This is a genomic window from Nocardia sp. NPDC059154 (assembly GCF_042755705.1).
Taxonomy (GTDB): domain Bacteria; phylum Actinomycetota; class Actinomycetes; order Mycobacteriales; family Mycobacteriaceae; genus Nocardia.
On sequence record NZ_JBHZCS010000120.1, the window covers coordinates 1 to 18093 of the forward strand.

General features: G+C 65.5%; 23 protein-coding genes and 2 pseudogenes. 20 read left to right on the plus strand and 5 right to left on the minus strand.

Annotated features, from left to right (window positions below; genetic code table 11):
- From ACFXN1_RS49005 to ACFXN1_RS49060, 12 genes are all read left to right on the plus strand, one after another.
- Positions 1–846: amidoligase family protein (locus ACFXN1_RS49005; protein WP_379464060.1), on the plus strand; the 846-nt coding region annotated here is incomplete at its 5' end.
- Positions 834–1109, plus strand: a complete 276-nt coding sequence (locus ACFXN1_RS49010) for a hypothetical protein (RefSeq protein ID WP_379443188.1) — start codon at positions 834–836, stop codon at positions 1107–1109. The genes ACFXN1_RS49005 and ACFXN1_RS49010, both read left to right, overlap by 13 nt.
- A gap of 7 nt (positions 1110–1116) precedes the next feature.
- On the plus strand, positions 1117–1593 hold the full coding sequence (locus ACFXN1_RS49015; protein WP_379443187.1) for a hypothetical protein: 477 nt from the start codon (positions 1117–1119) through the stop codon (positions 1591–1593).
- 183 nt (positions 1594–1776) lie between these two features.
- Positions 1777–2982 carry an amidoligase family protein gene (locus ACFXN1_RS49020; protein WP_379443186.1) on the plus strand — a complete coding sequence of 402 codons (1206 nt, stop codon included), beginning with the start codon at positions 1777–1779 and terminating at the stop codon, positions 2980–2982.
- Positions 2970–3746 (plus strand): hypothetical protein, encoded by a 777-nt coding sequence (locus tag ACFXN1_RS49025; protein ID WP_379443184.1) that lies wholly within the window; start codon positions 2970–2972, stop codon positions 3744–3746. The genes ACFXN1_RS49020 and ACFXN1_RS49025 overlap by 13 nt, the downstream gene beginning before the upstream one ends.
- 68 nt (positions 3747–3814) lie before the next feature.
- Positions 3815–4366, plus strand: coding sequence for a hypothetical protein (locus ACFXN1_RS49030; RefSeq protein ID WP_379443183.1), 552 nt, complete (start codon positions 3815–3817; stop codon positions 4364–4366).
- Between the two features lie 149 nt (positions 4367–4515).
- Positions 4516–5010, plus strand: a complete 495-nt coding sequence (locus ACFXN1_RS49035; protein WP_379443182.1) for a hypothetical protein — start codon at positions 4516–4518, stop codon at positions 5008–5010.
- A 256-nt stretch (positions 5011–5266) separates the two neighbouring features.
- On the plus strand, positions 5267–5665 hold the full coding sequence (locus ACFXN1_RS49040) for a hypothetical protein (RefSeq protein WP_379443180.1): 399 nt from the start codon (positions 5267–5269) through the stop codon (positions 5663–5665).
- On the plus strand, positions 5613–5948 hold the full coding sequence (locus ACFXN1_RS49045) for a hypothetical protein (protein ID WP_379443179.1): 336 nt from the start codon (positions 5613–5615) through the stop codon (positions 5946–5948). The genes ACFXN1_RS49040 and ACFXN1_RS49045 overlap by 53 nt, the downstream gene beginning before the upstream one ends.
- 127 nt (positions 5949–6075) lie before the next feature.
- Positions 6076–6579: a hypothetical protein gene (locus tag ACFXN1_RS49050; RefSeq protein ID WP_379443178.1), complete on the plus strand. Its 504-nt coding sequence runs from the start codon at positions 6076–6078 to the stop codon at positions 6577–6579.
- Between the two features lie 87 nt (positions 6580–6666).
- Entirely contained in the window at positions 6667–6951 is a 285-nt protein-coding gene (locus tag ACFXN1_RS49055; protein WP_379443176.1) for a hypothetical protein, read from the plus strand.
- 70 nt (positions 6952–7021) lie between these two features.
- Positions 7022–7471: a hypothetical protein gene (locus tag ACFXN1_RS49060; protein WP_379443175.1), complete on the plus strand. Its 450-nt coding sequence runs from the start codon at positions 7022–7024 to the stop codon at positions 7469–7471.
- 113 nt (positions 7472–7584) lie between these two features.
- Here ACFXN1_RS49060 and ACFXN1_RS49065 read toward each other — a convergent pair whose 3' ends face one another.
- Positions 7585–8160 (minus strand): hypothetical protein, encoded by a 576-nt coding sequence (locus ACFXN1_RS49065; protein WP_379443173.1) that lies wholly within the window; start codon positions 8158–8160, stop codon positions 7585–7587.
- A 217-nt stretch (positions 8161–8377) separates the two neighbouring features.
- On the opposite strand from ACFXN1_RS49065, the gene ACFXN1_RS49070 reads away from it, so the two are divergent.
- The 7 genes and pseudogenes from ACFXN1_RS49070 (at position 8378) to ACFXN1_RS49100 (ending at position 13467) form a co-directional block, all read left to right on the plus strand.
- Positions 8378–9505, plus strand: coding sequence for a DUF4192 domain-containing protein (locus ACFXN1_RS49070; RefSeq protein ID WP_379443172.1), 1128 nt, complete (start codon positions 8378–8380; stop codon positions 9503–9505).
- A 151-nt stretch (positions 9506–9656) separates the two neighbouring features.
- Positions 9657–9866: pseudogene (locus tag ACFXN1_RS49075) on the plus strand (DNA-processing protein DprA); the annotation flags it as partial.
- A complete protein-coding gene (locus ACFXN1_RS49080; RefSeq protein WP_379443191.1) occupies positions 9782–10357 on the plus strand; it encodes a DNA-processing protein DprA in 576 nt (191 codons plus the stop codon). The pseudogene ACFXN1_RS49075 and the gene ACFXN1_RS49080, both read left to right, overlap by 85 nt.
- A 111-nt stretch (positions 10358–10468) precedes the next feature.
- Positions 10469–10726 (plus strand): hypothetical protein, encoded by a 258-nt coding sequence (locus ACFXN1_RS49085; protein WP_379443171.1) that lies wholly within the window; start codon positions 10469–10471, stop codon positions 10724–10726.
- 91 nt (positions 10727–10817) lie between these two features.
- On the plus strand, positions 10818–12548 hold the full coding sequence (locus ACFXN1_RS49090; RefSeq protein ID WP_379443169.1) for a ParB/RepB/Spo0J family partition protein: 1731 nt from the start codon (positions 10818–10820) through the stop codon (positions 12546–12548).
- A 52-nt stretch (positions 12549–12600) separates the two neighbouring features.
- Positions 12601–12798 (plus strand): annotated as a pseudogene (locus tag ACFXN1_RS49095) (single-stranded DNA-binding protein); the annotation flags it as partial.
- A 159-nt stretch (positions 12799–12957) separates the two neighbouring features.
- Positions 12958–13467, plus strand: a complete 510-nt coding sequence (locus tag ACFXN1_RS49100; protein WP_379443168.1) for a single-stranded DNA-binding protein — start codon at positions 12958–12960, stop codon at positions 13465–13467.
- Between the two features lie 45 nt (positions 13468–13512).
- On the opposite strand, the gene ACFXN1_RS49105 is transcribed toward ACFXN1_RS49100, so the two are convergent.
- Genes ACFXN1_RS49105 through ACFXN1_RS49115 form a run of 3 tightly spaced genes read right to left on the minus strand, consistent with a single transcriptional unit; the run spans position 13513 to position 17286 of the window.
- Positions 13513–13902, minus strand: coding sequence for a DUF6262 family protein (locus ACFXN1_RS49105; RefSeq protein WP_379443167.1), 390 nt, complete (start codon positions 13900–13902; stop codon positions 13513–13515).
- Positions 13889–16165: a tyrosine-type recombinase/integrase gene (locus tag ACFXN1_RS49110; RefSeq protein ID WP_379443165.1), complete on the minus strand. Its 2277-nt coding sequence runs from the start codon at positions 16163–16165 to the stop codon at positions 13889–13891. The genes ACFXN1_RS49105 and ACFXN1_RS49110 overlap by 14 nt, the downstream gene beginning before the upstream one ends.
- Positions 16162–17286 carry a tyrosine-type recombinase/integrase gene (locus ACFXN1_RS49115; RefSeq protein ID WP_379443164.1) on the minus strand — a complete coding sequence of 375 codons (1125 nt, stop codon included), beginning with the start codon at positions 17284–17286 and terminating at the stop codon, positions 16162–16164. The genes ACFXN1_RS49110 and ACFXN1_RS49115 overlap by 4 nt, the downstream gene beginning before the upstream one ends.
- A 152-nt stretch (positions 17287–17438) precedes the next feature.
- Between ACFXN1_RS49115 and ACFXN1_RS49120 the strand changes: the two genes are divergently transcribed.
- On the plus strand, positions 17439–17714 hold the full coding sequence (locus ACFXN1_RS49120) for a hypothetical protein (RefSeq protein ID WP_379443163.1): 276 nt from the start codon (positions 17439–17441) through the stop codon (positions 17712–17714).
- A 169-nt stretch (positions 17715–17883) separates the two neighbouring features.
- Here ACFXN1_RS49120 and ACFXN1_RS49125 read toward each other — a convergent pair.
- The coding region (locus ACFXN1_RS49125; protein WP_379464062.1) for a hypothetical protein at positions 17884–18093 on the minus strand (210 nt) is incomplete at its 5' end.

Below are 18093 nucleotides of genomic sequence, written 5' to 3' on the forward strand. Positions count from 1 at the left end.
CTGAAGGATCACGCGGTGGCCACCCTGCTGTCCGGGGATTACGACAGACTCAACAGCCGATCGCTGCTGCTACACCACGCTATTGGACGCAACCCGCGGGGCCGGATCTGGAACTACAACTACAAACCCGATCCCCGGTTCTTCGGCCAGGGCCCCGTGTTCCTCGGGCTCGAGCTGGAAATCATTGTCCCCCGGCACAGGTACGACGTGTGTGCGTCGACCGTCGGAGAGTCCGTCGGCGACCTGGCGTATCTGAAGCATGATTCGTCGATCGAGCCGTCGGGTTTCGAACTGGTCACCCATCCCATGGAGTACCGGTACGCGGTCGAACAGTTCCCGTGGGAATTGCTCGAACAACTCGAAGAGCTCGGCTGCCGCTCCGATCACAGCGTTGGCATCCATGTTCATGTCTCCCGCGACGGCTTCGACTCCGCAGCCCATATCTTCCGGTGGGCGAAGCTGATCTACCGCAACGAATCCCAGACTGTGGCGTTGGCGCGGCGGCGATCGAATTACGCGGCGTTCTCTCCGATCGCGCGGGCACGGGTCAAACACACCGCCAAGGACGATCTGCCGCGGTTCGGGATGGACCGCTATCAGGCGATCAACCCGCACCCACGCAAGAGCCTCGAGGTCCGGGTGTTCGCCGGATCCCTGAACCCCCAACAGGTTCAAGCAGCACTGGCGTTCGTCGCGGCCACCGTCGAATACACCCGCGCCCTGACCTGCACCCAAGTCGTCCGACACGGCGGCTGGGAATGGGAGCAATTCACGACGTGGGTCACTCAGCACGAGGACTACGCGCCGCTGCGCGCGGAGATGGAGGCCCTCGAATGTGCCTCTTGACCTTCTTCCCGCCCGGCGCCACTCCGGATCTGACCGCGTTGAGGAACGGCGCGCGAGTCAACAAGGATGGTCATGGGTTCGCCGTCGTCACCGAGACCAGCGTTCTGGTCGGGCGCGGCATGGACGCCGAGGAAGTGCTCGACGAGTTCGCCGCCGTCCGTGCCCGGTATCCCGATCGGCCGGCGCTGTTCCACAGCCGCTACGCCACTCACGGTGCGGTGAGCATCGACAACTGCCACCCCCTTCCGGCTCGGCCGCGATAGGCGCACCGTGCTGGCGCACAACGGGGTTCTGCCCAGGCGAGCACGGCCCGCCCCCTATGACCCCCGCTCGGACACCCGGATCGCGGCCGCAACCTACCTGCCGCACATGCCTTTCGGGTCGCTCGATACGACTCAGGGCCGCCGCGGTCTGGAGTCCTGGTTGGGGGCAAGCAAACTCGTCATCCTCACCATCGACCCCGGCTTCGCCCACAACGCCTACGTATTCAACGAATCGGCAGGAATCTGGGACGGCGGGATCTGGTACTCCAATCCCGGCTACCGGCCCGAACCGGAACCGGCACTACTGCGCGCACGAGCGTGGCTGTATGTCTGTGAAAGCTGCGGGGATGTCGACTTCGGCCGACGCGGCCGCTACTGCGGGAGCTGCGGCTGGTGTTTCCTGTGCGCCAATGCTTTCCCCCACTGCGACTGCGCACAACGCACCGGCACCGGCGTAACACTGCGCCGCCAGACCATTCACTAAACCTCACGCCCCGGCGCATCCGCCGAGCAGGCGTCACCGATCACCCTCGCTGATCGGGCGACTCGCCCCTACCTCGAAACGACAGCGGTGGGAGTCATTCGCGCACACCTCTGCCACCGGGGCACTCGATGTGTTCTCACCACTTCTCTGCCCTCCCTCGATTCTCAGAGAGGTCCTACACCCATGCCCGAAATACTGGACACACTCGCGCTGTGCCGCACCTGTTCCGCACCGATCCCTGACGACCCGCTCCTGGATGATCCCGCTGCTGAATGCCAGGACTGCGATGAGCGTCCCTTCTGCCAGGACTGCGACGAGCGGGTCGACGACGTCCACGAGACCGTCGACGACGGTGTTCTCTGCACGAGCTGCGCGCGGCGCTGGTCGCAATGCGAATACTGCGAGCGCTACACCGCAGCCGGAGAAGCCACTGTCGGCGGCGACATCGTCTGCGACAGCTGCAACATCGACCACTACTGGCGCTGCTCGGACTGCCGTCTGCTCTCGCGCTATCTGCGCAGCGTCGACACCGGCGACGAGGTGTGCCGCGACTGCCAGAACCAATACCGCGTATGCGACGACTGCGACTACCTGACCACCAACGACGACTACTGCACCTCGTGCTCGCGCGACCGCCGCGACGACCACATCCACGACTACTCCTACAAACCCGACCCCTACTTCCACGGACACGGCCCGGTCTTTCTCGGGCTGGAACTCGAGATCAAAACCCCGAGCCGCTCCTTGCAGGCCTGCGCCGAGATCGCCGCGGACAATCTCGGCGACCTGGGCTATCTCAAGGAAGACGGATCCATCGGCTACAACGCCGGATTCGAGATCGTCACCCACCCCATGAGCTACGACTGGGCCATCGAAGAGTTCCCTTGGAAGATGCTGCGCGAGTTACGAATTCGCGGCGCGTATGTCGACGACAACGTCGGCATCCACGTGCACGTCTCCCGGAAGGGATTCGACTCGCCCGCACACGTGTACAGGTGGATGAAGTTCTTCTACCGCAACGAATCTCACGCCGTACGTCTGGCTCGCCGCCGCAGTGACGACTGGGCCAGCTTCACCCCCGAAACCCGTGCCGGGATCGCCAAATTCGCCAAGGGTGAACGTTTCGGCTACGGCCGCTACCAGGCCATCAACGTCTACCCCGAAGAGACCTTCGAAGTCCGCATCTTCGCCAGTTCCCTTCACCGCCAACAGGTTCAAGCAGCTCTGGCGTTCATTGCCGCCTCGGTGGAATACACCCGCACCCTCACCTCCGGCGACGTCGCGCGCCGACGCGGCTGGGAATGGACCGCATTCGTCACCTGGGTACGAGCCCACACGATCTATCTGCCCTTGCTGGCGGAGATGGAGGCCCTGCAGTGTGTATCTTGAGCTTCTACAAGCCCGGTGTCACACCGGATCTCGCCGCGCTGCGCGACGGCGCGCTGGCCAACCCGCACGGGCACGGCTACGCCGTCGTCGCCGACGACCGCATCCTCGTCGGGCGTGGCCTGGACGCCGTGGCGGTGATCGAGGAATTCGCTTCCGTGCGTGCCCGTTTCCCGGACACGCCAGCGTTGTTCCACTCCCGCTTCGCCACCCACGGCTACATCAGCGAACAGAACTGCCACCCCTTCGCCGTCGGCGGCGACGTCCGAACAGTGCTGGCGCACAACGGGATTCTTCCCGCGATCGTGCACCCAGCGAAAGGCGATCCACGCTCGGACACCCGTGTCGCGGCCGAGGACTTCTTTCCGCTACGCCCTTTCGGGTCGCTGGACTCCTGGGCTGGCCGCGCCGACCTCGAGGAATGGCTCGACGGCGACAAGATGATCCTGCTGACCGTCGATCCCCGCTATAAGCAGACCGCGTACTTGTTCAACGAACACCGCGGCCATTGGAGCCGCGACGGGATCTGGTATTCCAACCACTCCTACGTGTGGCGTGAACCCGCCGCCAGCACCGACGACAAGGCCGAACACCGCTTCTACGACTACTGCGACTACTGCGGCCACTACGGACTCGAGTCAACCGGGCCGCACTGCCCAGCGTGCGGCTACTGCGAGCAATGCTGGCACGAATTCCCACACTGCCAATGCGAATTCCTTACCGGCACAGAACGATACGCCGACCTGACCTTCGTCGACAGCGCCTAGACCGGCGACGGCGTCTCTACAAGCGGGGATAGCCGGGCGTGGTGTGGTCGGCAGGAAGACACGAACTGATGACGGATTACGAAGTCGGGACTCGGGTTCCAGCACGACGAGTACGTGTCGGCGATCGCTTCGGCGAACACCACGTCGAATTCACGATCAGAGGCGATGACGAGGGAGAAGACTCTCGTTACTGGGATCCCCTCACAGTGATCGTCACTGGCGGTGCGCGCTACGCCGCCGAATCGTCAGGGACGTTCGAGGTCCCGGCCAATCACACAGTCATCGTCGAGGTCGGCCGACGCGGCAGCCCGCAGTTCACGTTCACCTGCACCACTTTCTGGTCCCCATGCAGCCAACTGTGTCCTGGCTGCGAACAACCGCTGACAGTGTGCCAGTGCACCGGCAGCGACAGGCCGGGGTCTTGGCGGCTGGTGCCGTGCAGCTACTTGGACCACTTCGCGAGCCTCGACGCGCTGGGCGTCATCGCCGCCTTCGACGGTCCTCTCGGCGCGTTTCACACCGGCCCGGTGATCATCCATCCCGCTGCCACCGGATCCGGCTGTCACTGGCGCTATCCGAACCGCTACGCGGCTCTCGCCGCAATTCAAAGCACCGACTAGCCAACCACTCACGTACACCGCACGCCGTCGGGCCGCCGCGGTTGTGCAACGACCCGAGGAGGTCCCCGATGATCCACATCCGCTCCGTCTCACCCCCCACACAGACGCGCACCCGCCACGCTGTTCACCCTCCCACCGGCGGTATCTCCGTGAATGCCGATCCGAGCCGCTACCTCGCCCGCCTGCGCGTCATGCCCGGCTACGAGACTGCTGTGCCTGCCCCACCGTCGACCGAAGTCCTGGTCGTCGGATACCGAGCATGCTTCGCCGCCGCCCCCGAGCCCGGCACACCGATCTCGCGCTTCGATGCCGTCACGGTCGGGGCCGCAGCGCAGACTGCGACGCCGATGGCGTTGATCTCGGTCGAACACGCCACCCAAAGGCTCCGTATCCGCACCGGCGGTGGTACCGAAATCAGCTGGGAAGAGAACTATTTCACCGCTTTCGGCGATTCGGGTACCCGATGGCATCTGCTGCCTGTAGCGACCTCGTCCGCCGGCGGATTCATCGTCGCGCACGGCGCCTGGTCGGCCAGTGGATATGAGGCTGTGCTCACGCGCTCCACCCTCGCCCAGGCTCCGTTCGCGCCGTCGGTGGTGGCGGTGCACAACGCCGACCCGCACACCGGTGCGCAACGGTGGTGATCTCGAGCGCCGCCGCTCTGATGCGGTGGATCGAGGCCGCACTCCCCGAGCTCGACTCCACCACCTTCGGCCCCTGGCTCGCCCAACCTTCGACACAGGACGCGGTCACCGCGGTCGTCCACGTGCGAGTCGAGTCTGTCTCTCGGCCAACTCAATCGATCACCGTCGCACTCTCCGCGCATCCTACGGTCGGCGATCACCCCTCTCGCTAGCCCGCTGAGCCGCGCACCCCGCTACCGACAGTCAGGAGTGATCCGTGAATTCCGCAGCGCCGTCACCGAATTCGTCCCGGCCACCGATTCCCGCTCGTCTGCACGACGCGCCGACCGCGCAGGGCTTGGCCATCCCGTTTCTGACGCTGTGCCACCGCGGCCAGACCTCCCCGGTCTGGGGTGCCATCGACCCCGAACGCTACGCCCTGGTGCTGAGCCTGCGCCTGTGTCAGGTCTGCGGCGAAAGACTCGGCAGCGGGCACGGGCCCGGCCAGCAAGTGGTGGTCTTCGTGCGCCCGCAGGACTGGGTACGTGGTGTCGGCCCGGAAGCTGGGCTTCATCAAGTGCGCCGCCTACTCCACCCGAGGCTGTCCGATGCTGGCCGGGCGCATGCCCACGTATCGATCCAACGCGATCGCCGCCCGCATCACACCCTGCCCTGACCCCGAATGCGGCTGCCCCCAATGGATTCAGCCCGGCCCCGACTCCGACGAAGCCCGCCGGGCAGGTCAACCCGCCGACGCGTGGTATTCGATCCTCCTCGATGCCCACGACTATCGGATCGTCCCGGTCCAAGACACCGAATCCGATCCTGTCACCTACGGAGTCGAACTGCGCGGGCTCCGCATCCGGCGACTCCGGAAAGTGCGAGGCACCGCGGGCACCGGACCGACGATCCTGGATCGACTGGCCGCGATGCTCGACCTCGACCGCCTCACACCGTGAACGCACGCCTGAACAGCGATAGCCATCGGTGAACGCTGATCCCCAAATCGGCACCGAGAAAGGAGGTTTCGGGATGGGGTCACCTCTGCGAGTGCTCTCGCTCGGTGCGGGTGTGCAGTCGACGACGGTGCTGCTGCTGATCGTGCACGGCGAGTTGCCGATGATCGATGCCGCGATCTTCGCCGACACCGGCTGGGAACCCGAGGCGGTGTACCGGCATCTCGATAGGCTCGAGCGCGAGATCGCTGTGCCCGCAGGTATTCCGCTGTATCGGGTCAGCAACGGCGATATCCGGCGTGACGCTCTCGATCCGCAGACCCGCTTCGCGCAGATGCCGCTGTACGTCCTCGGCCCCGATGGCGGCCACGGGATGTTGCGCCGCCAATGTACCGACGTTTACAAGATCACCCCCATTCGACGCAAAGTCCGAGAGCTGCTGGGTTATCCGGCTACGCGCCGCGTTCCTGTCGGCGTTTACGCCGAGCAGCTTGTCGGGATCTCACTCGACGAGTCCTGGCGGGCATCGCGGGCCGATTACGATGTGTCCTACAGCAGGTCACGGTTTCCTTTGCTGTTTCTGCCCGGCGGCACAGGTCGGACCGCACGAGGTTGGCCCCGAACCGATTGTTAGCGTTACCTTTCCGCGCACCGCTACGCCGATACACCGCGCAGCTCGTGCCGCGGTTGCCCGTATCACAGCAACGAGTTCTGGCGCGCGATGCGTGGCGAACGCCCCCGCGAGTGGGCCGATGCAGTCGAGTTCGACAGGCTCATCCGCAACGGCGGTGCCCGGGCCAGCGCCAACAGCCACCCGCTACGCGGACACGCCTACCTACATCGCTCCCGTGTCCCGCTGGATCAGGCCCCGATCGATCGGCGCACCAGGACCGAGTTGCGCGACGCTCAAGGCGATCTGTTCGACGCGCTCGCCGACCAGGACATCGAGCGCGGATGCTCACCGTTCGCCTGCCGCGGAGACGACCACGACAGCGCGGCCGCCTAGGCCCACGACCTCCCGGCCCCAACCCCAACCACAACTGCTTTTCGGAAAGGACTGTCCTTCAATGAGTTCGATGAAGTTGTGGTTTTCCCTGGACGAGGTCGTTGTTCTGGCCGAGCACGCGGTGGCCGCACCAGAGCACGCGGCCTTCGGGTTCGATTCCCACACGACCCCGGTCCCGGCATTACTGTGCGTCGCCGACGACGGCGCATACCTGATGAGCAATGGGCTTCCGCGACTGCTCGCCGATCCAGCCAACCCCGAAGGCCCCTCACGAATCGTTCACGCCCATCGAAATGACAACGGCTCGCTGCTCGACGATGTGTCACTATGCGACGACTTCGTCGAACACATCGATCTCACAGCACAATTCAGTCGCGAGGCTCGAACGATTGATCTGATTCGCAGGTACGCCCAACGCGCGGCGTGGCTCGTTCTCACCATCACGCCGAGCCGATTCGAGATCTCGTTCAGTCCGTCGAGCTCGTTCTCGCCGCGCAGCCCACACCCCGCGGACCAGTAGCCGTCCTCGCATGTGCCCGCAGTACGCCCAACCACATCACACACTGTGGCCGGCGCGCGAATACCCGCGCCGGTGCGTCGGTGGCGTGACGCGCACGGGCCACACGACACGATCTACCGCCCTGGCACGTCTTCGTCAGCCTGCGAAGCTTCTGGGCCTCGGGTCTCGTCGGATGTGGTGACCGGCGCGGCTTCTCGGTTGGATTGTGCGTCCGCACTCGGGTTTCGAGAGGCCGCGGGTTTTCGTGCCTGCGGCGTCGAGGGGACCGAGAGGGGATCGGAGTCGGCGCTGCGCCAGGCAGCCAACAGCTGCCGTGCGCGTTTGACGGTGATCTCGAGCAGGTCGGCGAGTTCTTCGTCGCTCTGCACGTGGGCGCGCACCGCAGCGGCGGCTGCGGCTTGCTCCTGTTCGCGCGTCGTGATGTCGCTCGCCGCGCGTGCGAGTACGGCGTCGATCTGCTCACGCAGTGCTGCCACGTCGCGGTCGCGGCGGTCTTCGATTCCGCTGATCGCCTGCCATGCAGTCAGGTAGTCGCCCACGGCGCGGGTGATCGTCTTCTCGCGTTCGGTCGCCGCTGCGCGGCGTTCGAGGCTGCGTTGGTGTGAGCGTTGCAGGCGCGCAACAAGTTCCGGGGAATCCTTGCCGCGTGATCGACGACGTCTTGGGCGCGGAGATTCGGTCATGGTCAACAACTCCTGTCGGGCATGCGGATAACCCGATCAGTCCCTCGCACCCCTGACGATACCGATCACACACCGCGCCGCCCCGGCCCGCGCCCAATTCGTTGCGTGGCGGCGTCGCCGCGGTCAGCGAGATATCGCCGACCGCACTCACCTTCGCGTATCCGCACTTCGCGTCATGCCGCTTCACCTTCTGTCTACCCATCGACACCGAGGAGTCGTCGCCTTGTCCTCACCCATGTTTCTCGGCAACCCGTCCGAACTCATCGCGTCCGTGCCCGCGGTGCTGAGCTTCACTCCCACCCGATCGATCGTGCTGCTGTTCGGCAAGCCCGAATCCCCCTCGGGCACATCGGTATCGATTACGTTCGCCGCCCGCGCGAACTCGCCGGGGGACAAGAATTCGCTCTCCGACGCCGAGCTCGCGCACTACGCGATGGACATGTGTGCCCGTCTCGACGCGGTCGCAGTGGTGGTGGTGTTCGTCGATGACCGGCTGACCCCGTCGGGCACATCCGGCACCGCCGATCCGCGACACAGGTCCGTGATCGACGTACTGGCCCGGCACCTCGAATCGGTGAACCTTGTCCTCGGCGGCGCGTGGGCCGCTCGCACGCTCGCGCCGAAAGCAGAATGGTGGGACCTACTCGACGCCGCTCAGCGTGGACGCCTGCCCGACCCCGACACCTCACCGGTAGCCGTCGCCTACACCGCTGCGGGTCGCACGATCCACCGCAGTCGTAGCGCGCTCGCGGATCTGGTGACCACCGACACCGCGCTGCGGGACCGTGTCGCCCCGCTCATGCTGGCAGCTGCTGTCGATACGCACAGACGATGGGCTCGCGCCGCGCAGATCGGTGACCTTCATGCCGATACGCGTCGCACGTTGTGGCACGTGATGCACGCCATCACGACATGGTCGCCGACCGAATCACCTGACCCACAAATGTTGGCCGAGGTCGCGGTCGCACTGCGCGACAGAGCTATTCGCGATGTCATGTTCGGTGTCGCCGCAGGTGCGCATGCGGCGCGTGCCGAGCAGCTGTGGTCGATTCTCACCCGCGCTCTGCCTGATCCGGACCGCGCGCAAGCCGCGACCCTGCTGGCCTTCCATGCCTACCTGCGCGGCGACGGCCCGCTGGCCGGGATCGCGCTCGGGGCCGCCTTGTCCTCCGATCCCAAGCACCTCATGGCGCGACTGCTTCACGCCGCCCTGACCTACGGCATGGACCCCACACGACTGCACCAGTTGTGCCGCTCCGGGATCGAGGCCGCCGCCGAACTGCGCATCGATATCGTTGCGCCACAACAGCATTCACACCCCAAGAAAGGTGACCGTGACACATCTCGATGAACGCCTGCATGCGTGGGCGCTGCTGGCGCGAGCAGCACTGACCTCCCCCATCCTTGTTCACGCACTGCTGACCGAACACGACCCCCTGGCCGCCGCAGAATATATTGCCGCCGATGCCCGTGATTCGCGCTTCGGGCCGGTGACCCGGGAGATGGCCGCCTACGACCTCGAACGTGGCGAGCGCGCCGGCGCACGGTTGGTGACCCGCGATGACCCCGGATGGCCGACCACGCCCGCCGACCTCCAGACCGTCGGCGCGCACGCGCCGATCGCGTTGTGGTCGCGCGGGCCCGGACAACTGGATCTGCTGACCGAACGTGCGGTCGCGGTGGTCGGTTCGCGCGCCGCGACCAGCTACGGCGAGAAGGTCGCCCCCATCTCGCAACCGGACTGGCCTGGCAGGACTGGACGGTGCTCAGCGGCGGCGCGTTCGGTATCGACGCCGCCGCGCACCAGGCCGCTCTCGACGCCGAACGCCCGACCGTCGCGGTACTGCCCGCCGGGCTGCACCGGCTGTTCCCCCACGGCAACGCCTACCTGTTGGCGCGGATCGAAGAGACCGGGCTGCTGCTCAGTGAGTATCCGCCGGGCGTCGAGCCCAGCCGCCCGAATTTCTTGGCGCGCAACAGGATCGTCGCCGCGCTGACCGCCGGGATCACTGTGCCCGAGGCCGGGTTGCGCAGCGGCACCGCCAACACGGTGCGCTGGGCCAACAAGCTGCATCGGCCGGTCACCGCCGTCCCGGGCCCGATCGACTCCGCAGCCTCGCGCGGCTGCCACGAATTCATCCGCACCGGCCAAGCCACACTCGCCGTCGACGCCCAAGACGTCCTCGACACCCTCACCCGCTGACACCGCCGCGGTGCGCTCGCCACATCGACGGCAGCGACGCTGTCTTGGGTTCCTCGCTCAATGTCCGCACTTCTCACACCGCGTGTTCGCGGTCACCCTCGGAGGTTGCTCATGTCCGTCGAATCTCTCTCCGCTTCGAAATCCACTGCCGTCGCGCTGATCTCGCGCGGTGAGTACGACCAGTTGGTGCATCGCGGCCAGGCCGGACCGGTACCGGCGATCGAAGCCACCCCGGTCCTGGATCGCTGGCGCGAGGCCCATCCGGATTGGCGCGGTCGGCATTGGCGCTTCGTCGCCGACGACAACGACGTCCTGCGGCTGCACCCGGTCAATGTCGCGCGCGCCGAACGACGCTCGCTCGCCGCCTGACCCACACCGCCCACTCACCCGCCTGCGGCCACCACGCCGATGCGACAGCACCGAGTGGTGGCCCCAGTCCGCAGTCAAGGAGGTCTGCCTCGTGGAATCCGTTGCCCTTGCCCTTAATACAACCGTTCTCGACGAACACGACCGCGCCGCGGAGGTCTCCGATTCCGCTCCCGCCGATCCGTCTGGTGCCTCGGCTTCCGACGCGCAGCAGTTGCCGCACGTGGAGGCGTTGTGGCTGGATCCGGCCGAGCTGGTGATCGCCGAGAATGTCCGTAAAACCTTCGATCTCACCGAGCATCCCGACGTCGTCGAGTCGATCTCAGAGTTCGGTGTCGATATCCCGATCATCGCCGAACGCCAGCCCGACGGGGCTCTGCACGTCATCGAAGGCCAACTGCGCACTCTCATCGCCCTCGACGCGAAGATCAACAAGGTCCCGGTCTGGGTCCGCGACGCCACCCCCGACATCCCGGAGAACGAACGCCGCATCCGCACGACGCTGATGCAGATGAACGTCAACGACCGGCGCGTGGCGATGGTCGAAACCGACCGCGCCGACGGCATCGCCTTGATGCTCGATCTCGGCGCGTCGGTCACCCGCGTGGCGAAAGGGCTACAGCGCAAACGATCCCAGATCAAACACGCTGCAACGATTGCAGCATCAGCGACCGCGCGGGGGTTGGTCGACGCGGGAACTTACAGTCTCGATCAGCTCGCGGTGATCGCCGAATACGAAACCCTCGGCGACACCGACGCGGTCGAACGACTGCTGCGGGTAGCCCGGTCGAGCTTCTCCTACACCGCCAACCAGATCGCCGCAGACCGCGAAGAGACCCGTGCCCGGATGGAAGCAGCCGTGTTCTGCGCGGCGCTCGGATTCGGGATACTGACCGCCGAACCCGACACCAGCTCCCCCGACTCGACGCTGTTTCCCGCCGAGCGCCTCAAGACCGCCGACGCCGCCCCTGTCAGCGAAGAACTGATCCGCGCGCAGGCACACCGGTGGCTGGTCTACCTCGACGTAGAGGAGAACGGGCAACTCGTCGATGCCCAGACCGGTGAACTCGTCGACCCCGATCAGGTCGACTGGGACACCCAGGGCCGCAGCGAATCCCCGCCCGCGGAGGGTTTGCGTCACGCCGACTCGGTGGACTACCGCGACCGCTGGATTCCCCTCTACTTCCTGCCCTCGGACCAGATGACCGAGTCCGGTGTTCAGCTGCGCCCACTCGCCGTCGACGAGGAGGCGGGCAGTGACCGCGCCGAGGCGCTGCGTCTCGACGCCCTCCAGGCCGCTGCCGAGCGCGACGCCGCCCGGCTCGAACGACGGCGGGTGCGTGAGCTCAACAAGCGCGGGCTCGCTGCAAAGGAACGGCGTACGGAATTCCTGAGACGGTTGTTGTCCCGGCGGACTCCGCCCGCGCAGGCTGGGCAGTTCGTCGCTGAATCCCTGGCGCGGGAATCGGATCTGCTCGGTTCCTTCCACGCACCCAAGGCCGCGCGGGATCTGCTGGGGGTGGCCGGGTTCACCGACGAGCTGGTGTCCTCGATCCATTCCGCGACCGCGAGCCGGGCGTGGGTGATCGTGTTGGCAATGGTGCTGGGCGCGTTCGAATCCCGCGCGGGCAAGGACTCCTGGCGCTACAACGACCGTGGCTTGCAGCGGTATCTGAAGTTCCTGGCCGCCGTCGGCGAGCAGTTGGAGTTCGAACTCGTCGATGTCGAGCAAGCCGCCGCCGGGCTCCTCGACTACCACGACATCGACCTCGACATCGAGGCCGACCCCGGCTTGGCCGTAGCGGTCACAGCCGCGGCCGCCTGACTTGCAGTGCGTCACACGTACGAATCTCTTCTCGAGAAAAGGGAGTCGAGCAATGACTCAGGACCTATTCACTATCAAGGGGAATCTGACCGGTGATCCCGAACTGCGGTTCACACCGGCGGGTGCCGCGGTCACCAATTTCACTGTCGCGTCCACGCCGCGCTATTTCGATTCCCAGTCCAGGGAATGGCGCGACGGTGATCCTCTGTTTCTGCGCTGCAATATCTGGCGGCAAGCAGCGGAGAACGTGGCCGAAACCCTGCTTATGTGGATCTCGAAAATTGAAAGTGTTGTCTACCAGCATGTTTCCGATATGGACATGTCCATGTCGAGCGTTTTCGGCGCGGTGGCGGTCCCCGCGTATTGACCGGTCAGCAAATCATTCGCATATCTGAAGAAGGAGTTCGTCATGGCTGGTGACACGGTCATCACGGTTCAAGGGAACCTGACATCGGATCCAGAGCTTCGGTTCACGCCGCAAGGCAAGCCGGTGGCGTCGTTCACGGTGGCGTCGACGCCGCGTCGGTTCGACCGCCAGGCCGACAAGTGGGTGGATGGCGAGGCGTTGTTCCTGCGGTGCAGCGCGTGGAACGATCTGGGCGAGCATGTCGCGGAAAGCCTCACGCGGGGCGCGAAAGTCGTGGTTGTGGGGCGGCTGGTGCAGCGCTCGTTCGAAACCCAGCAGGGTGAGAAGCGCACTGTGGTCGAGGTGCAGGCCGACGACGTCGGCGCCTCGTTGATATTCGCGACCGCGAAAGTCAACCGGGTCAACAGAAACGGCGGCGGGAGCGGCAATAACGGCTTTGGTAGCAGCGTCGCTGGTGACGATTCGTGGAGTTCTGCTGCTGGCGGGGAGGCCGCGTTCGCTGGCGCTGGGAGCTTCGGCGGCAGCCGCGGTGATGACGAACCGCCGTTCTGACCCTCTCGGGGCTCCGGCCGGGCATTGCGGCCGGAGCCCCGGGGGCTATTGCGGCTGAGCGTTGCGTAGGGCTCGGATTTCGCCGTATGCGGTTTCGAGTCGGGCCGTCAGCTGTGTGACTTGCTGGCGCAATTGTTTGTTGCGTTCGTTGGCTGCGGTTAGCCGGGTCTGCAACGATTCCACTGTCGCTGAGGTCGGCGTCTTCTGGCCTGTCGTCGGGTTCCGTTGTTGCAGAGCGGATATCGCGTCGACGAGGTCGGATTGCGTGTAGATCCAGGATCGTGAAACGCCCGCGGTCTTGGCGATCCCCGCGACGGTGATGCGGTGGTGGCCGCGGGCCGCCGTGGTGATCGCGGCTTCGGCCCGTTTGCGTGCGTCCGCGCTGCGCCGTTGGGTGGCTTCGAGAAGGAACCGGGTGTTGTCAGCCAGCGGCATCGAGTTCTTCGACCTTTCCTCCGGCCACGATCTGGCCGTCGTGGGCGGATTCGAGTGCTCCGATAATGGTGTCGAGCTTGATCAGGGTGCGCGTGTTCTTCTCGGCGACCCTCCTGTGCCCGGCGGCTTCGGCATCGGCGATCATGCGCGCGGTGTCGTCGCGTTGGCGGCGATGCTGGCCGAGGAATTCGGTGGTGGTGATGAAGAATCGGCAGTCCAGACACGGGTTGGCGTATTCGCAGTCGGTGTGAACCGGAGCGCCGCAGTATCCGTTCGGCAGAGTCACTTTCGCGCGGACCATGCTCAGCTTCGCCCAAGCCGCGTCGGCGAGTGGATGATCGGCAGTGATCGTGGCGGGTTCACCGTCGGCATTGACCTTCACCGCCTTGAGCCAGTGCTCACGCAGTGTTTCGTTGTGCAGGCGAGCATAAATCGCGGTCATGTCCGGGGACATATGGTCGAGCAATGCCTGGACCACTGGTTGCGGGACATCGGCGTTGATGAGCCTGGTCCCGAGCGTGTGCCGGAATTGGTGGAACGTGACCCGGATCGGTCGGCCGTGCTCATCGACGAGGTCCAATTCTTCGAGCCACCGCTCCAACTGCTGACGCAGCCGGGTGCCGCTGGCGTATCGGCTGCCGTCGATGTTGCTGTGGATCGCCGGGAACAACCACGGCGATCCGTCGGGGAACCGGTCGAGCACCGCTCGCTGCTGGGTGAGGATCTTTTCGGTCAGCTCTTCGGCGAGTGGGAAGAACGCCGGGCGATCGGCCATCTTGCGGTTGAGCCAGGCCAGGTAGGGATTGTTGTCGGCGTCGCGGATGATGCAGTCGAACGGCAGGGTGCGGGCGTCTTTGAGCCGCAGTCCGCAGGCGATGAGGATCTCCACGATCAGCCTGCCGTCCGGCGACGGGAACTGCGCCAACGCTTGCGGGGTTTCCATCTGCGCGATCACCTGCTCGGGGATGAACCTCGGCTTGGCGTGGGGCCGTTTGGGCATGTCGTCGTAGATGAACGCGTTGCGCGGCAGGTCTGGTTGCCACTGGTGCCGATGAACGTCTTTGAGGAATCCGCTGATCGAAGCGATCACCGGGCCACGGGTCTTCGGCTCCGGCACCTTGGTCTGCAGGTCGGCCAGCCACCCCTCCAGACGGATGCGCGTCAGCTCCGACGGCTGCGCATCCGAGCCGGCAGTGTGGTGAAGGTATTCAGCCAACCGGACGCAGGCTCGGACATTCATGCCGACCGTGGACGGGCTCAACTCCCGGCCCAGTCGCCATCGGCACCACCGCTTCACCAGTTCCTTCAGCCATGGCAGTGCGATGTCACCGAAACGCAGGAATCGAACGTCGCTGGTGTGCAGGCCGAGATGTTTCAAATCCCAGGTGTCGCACGGGTATTGGTCGGCCCACGGGTCGGCGTCGATGAGCAATGCCCGCAACTCGAACCGGGTGTCCTTGATGAAAGCCAGCGACAATGTGTCGTAATTTGCTTCCCTCGGCAGGCAGAACTCCTTCCACTGGTCGTCGTCCCAGTCCAGCAGGCTGTGCACGCCTGCTGCGCGAACCCAGCCGACGGCTTTGGTCACCACTCGAGGCGCGGTGTGCTGATGCCCCAACTCGTGGCGGCGTTGCAACCCATAACCGATCTCCAACCGCACCTGCCCGCCCAGCCCATGTAGCTTCACATGCGGGTTGCGCATCCGCTCGACATGAACGAACCACTCCGCCAACGGCATTCGACCCGCAAGCCGCCAGCTCTCCCAGTGCGCCCGACACAACCTCCTGCTGGGGCCGTCACTCCAGCGGGCGCAGCCGGGGAACTCGCAATCGGTCTCGACCGAGCCGCGCGGAGGGTGATAGAGGGTCCGCCCCAGCCAGGCATCCAGATCCGGGCGCCCGTGATGGAACCACTGGTTGGCGTGACGGTGGCACAACCCGTTCGACTTCGAGGCCCGATTGCAGCCACGGACGTTGCAGCATGCCACGATCCGCCGCTGCTCGGTCGCGATCTCCTCGAACGGAGTCCACTGGTCCAGATCCGGCCGCCCGGCCGCCTTCCACCGTTGGTAGTGCCCCTGACACAGACGCCGCGACGCATAGCTCAACGCGATGCCGCAGGATCGGATCCGGCACGTGTCCTGGACGAAGACACGGCTGTCGGTGGGCGGGAAGAACACCTCGCCACGGAACAGCGGATCGACGGTCTGCATCAACCGCTCCAGCAACCCCGACGTCGTCGGCAACCCGTGCGGTGTGGTCAACGTGGTTCGGTTCCTTCCCGGAGAATCCCCGCGGCGACGAGAGCGTCGCGATGGTCTTCGACGCTCAGATGCGAGTACGTCATCTCGGTCGTCTGCGAACTTGAATGGCCCAGCAACTCCGCGACGATCTCGATGCGGACCCCGGCCCGCAACAGTCGAGTCGCGTAGGTGTGCCGGGCGACATGGGGCGCGAAGAACCCGACACCCGAGCGAACCCGGAGCCTGTCGACCAACTTGTGGACATTCGCCTCGGTCATCGGCGCACCCACCGGCGGCCGGAACAAGTTCACGAACACGAAATCGCTGTCCAGACAGCCGTACTCGACCTCCATGTACTCGGCATAAAGGTCGAACACCGCGGCAGCGGCAGGAACAACGCGGGGCTTGAGCCGTTTCACCCGCGCGTCGTTGGCGTTGTCCTCCCGAGGCACCACATGCACCTCACCGGCACGCAACCGCAGATCCGAATGCCGCAACCCCAGCGACTCCCCCAACCGAAGCCCGGTCTCGAACCACAGCAGCAGCAGAAAACGGTCCCGCAACCGCGCGCACGCATCCATCAGCGCCGTCTGCTCGACGAGGGTCACCGTCTTGGGAGACTTGCGATGCGCATGCAGCCGGATCGGGCTGTAGGAATCAGCATTGCGACCACCCCGGCGGGCATGCGCCAACAAAGGCACGTACCCACCCATCGGCCGCGGCCCCACCAACTCCCCCAACAACGCCGGCACCGAATCATCTCGCCGGGCATGGAATCGGTAAAACGACGCCACCGCAGAACGCTTACGCACCAACGTCGTTCGCTCCACCGCCGCCGGAATCCCCGGCAACACGAACACCCCCGGCTGCCGAGTCGGCTTCGGACGCTGCAACCACGAGAAGAACTCCGACAACTGCTCCAAACTCAGTTCCCGGAAATCCCAACCCCGCTGACCGAGCCAGTCGAACAGATCCCGCAAATCGTAGGCATAACCCTCCACCGTGTTCGGTGACTTGCCCACCGCAACCAGATGCGACAGAAACTCCTCGACCGGCCACACCGGCACACCAGCCGCGTCGACCACCGTGACCGAACGCCGCCCCGAATCCGGCGACCGCAACCGCTGCACCCGAAGCGGCACCGGCCACCCTCCTCCACAACGACACAACAAGACGAGGTGTCTATGTAGCAGGAACTACCGACCAAATCCAAACCGTACGGACGTTATGGACACTCGAGAAGGAGGTCCACTTAACACTCACTCGCGGTGCACGAGTCATCGTCTCGGGAAAGTTGAAGCAACGCAGCTACGTCACCCGCGAAGGCGACAAGCGCACCGTGGTGGAGCTCGACGTCGACGAAGTCGGCCCCTCCCTCAAATACGCCACCGCCAAAGTGACGAAGAACCCCTCCAGCGGCAACCAGATGAGCGGGCGTCCCGTCGCCGGGAACGGGTTCGGCCAACCCACCCACGATCCCGAACCTTCTCCGCACGACGGGGACCCGTGGCACGCACCGGCGTTGGCGGTGGTCGGAGGAACCGCCTTCACCGACGACCCTGGGTTCTGAACCGAGCGTGGCGAGTCTTCTCTGGAGGTCTCATTGGCCCGCTGAGGGATGAGGGTGTGATGTCCGGCTGGTCGGGGCGACCAGCCAGCTCGAGGGCTACCGGTTCCGGGTGCACCGCGCCACACAGCCCGCGCCCGGCGCAACCGAATTCCCGTGCGCACCGTCCCATTCACACCCTCCGGCCGCGTTGGTCGCGCACGGGTATTCGCTTCCGCACGCCCGGCGCGTTCTGCGCCTGCGCGTCGCCCCCGGCCCCGGTCTCACGCCCTCGGCTGGTCGCCCCGACCAGCCAGCCATCACGGCTGCCGAGGTTGCTCACGCACCGGTGGTCGCCACTCGCATCACTGTCCAGACAGGAACCTACTCGTGACCGAATCCC

Bases quoted from the DNA above. Each gene is read 5' to 3' on its own strand.
- ACFXN1_RS49010 (WP_379443188.1), top strand. From the start codon at position 834: ATGTGCCTCTTGACCTTCTTCCCGCCCGGCGCCACTCCGGATCTGACC.
- ACFXN1_RS49020 (WP_379443186.1), top strand. From the start codon at position 1,777: ATGCCCGAAATACTGGACACACTCGCGCTGTGCCGCACCTGTTCCGCA.
- ACFXN1_RS49030 (WP_379443183.1), top strand. From the start codon at position 3,815: ATGACGGATTACGAAGTCGGGACTCGGGTTCCAGCACGACGAGTACGT.
- ACFXN1_RS49045 (WP_379443179.1), top strand. From the start codon at position 5,613: ATGCCCACGTATCGATCCAACGCGATCGCCGCCCGCATCACACCCTGC.
- ACFXN1_RS49055 (WP_379443176.1), top strand. From the start codon at position 6,667: ATGCGTGGCGAACGCCCCCGCGAGTGGGCCGATGCAGTCGAGTTCGAC.
- ACFXN1_RS49060 (WP_379443175.1), top strand. From the start codon at position 7,022: ATGAAGTTGTGGTTTTCCCTGGACGAGGTCGTTGTTCTGGCCGAGCAC.
- ACFXN1_RS49085 (WP_379443171.1), top strand. From the start codon at position 10,469: ATGTCCGTCGAATCTCTCTCCGCTTCGAAATCCACTGCCGTCGCGCTG.
- ACFXN1_RS49100 (WP_379443168.1), top strand. From the start codon at position 12,958: ATGGCTGGTGACACGGTCATCACGGTTCAAGGGAACCTGACATCGGAT.
- ACFXN1_RS49105 (WP_379443167.1), bottom strand. From the start codon at position 13,902: ATGCCGCTGGCTGACAACACCCGGTTCCTTCTCGAAGCCACCCAACGG.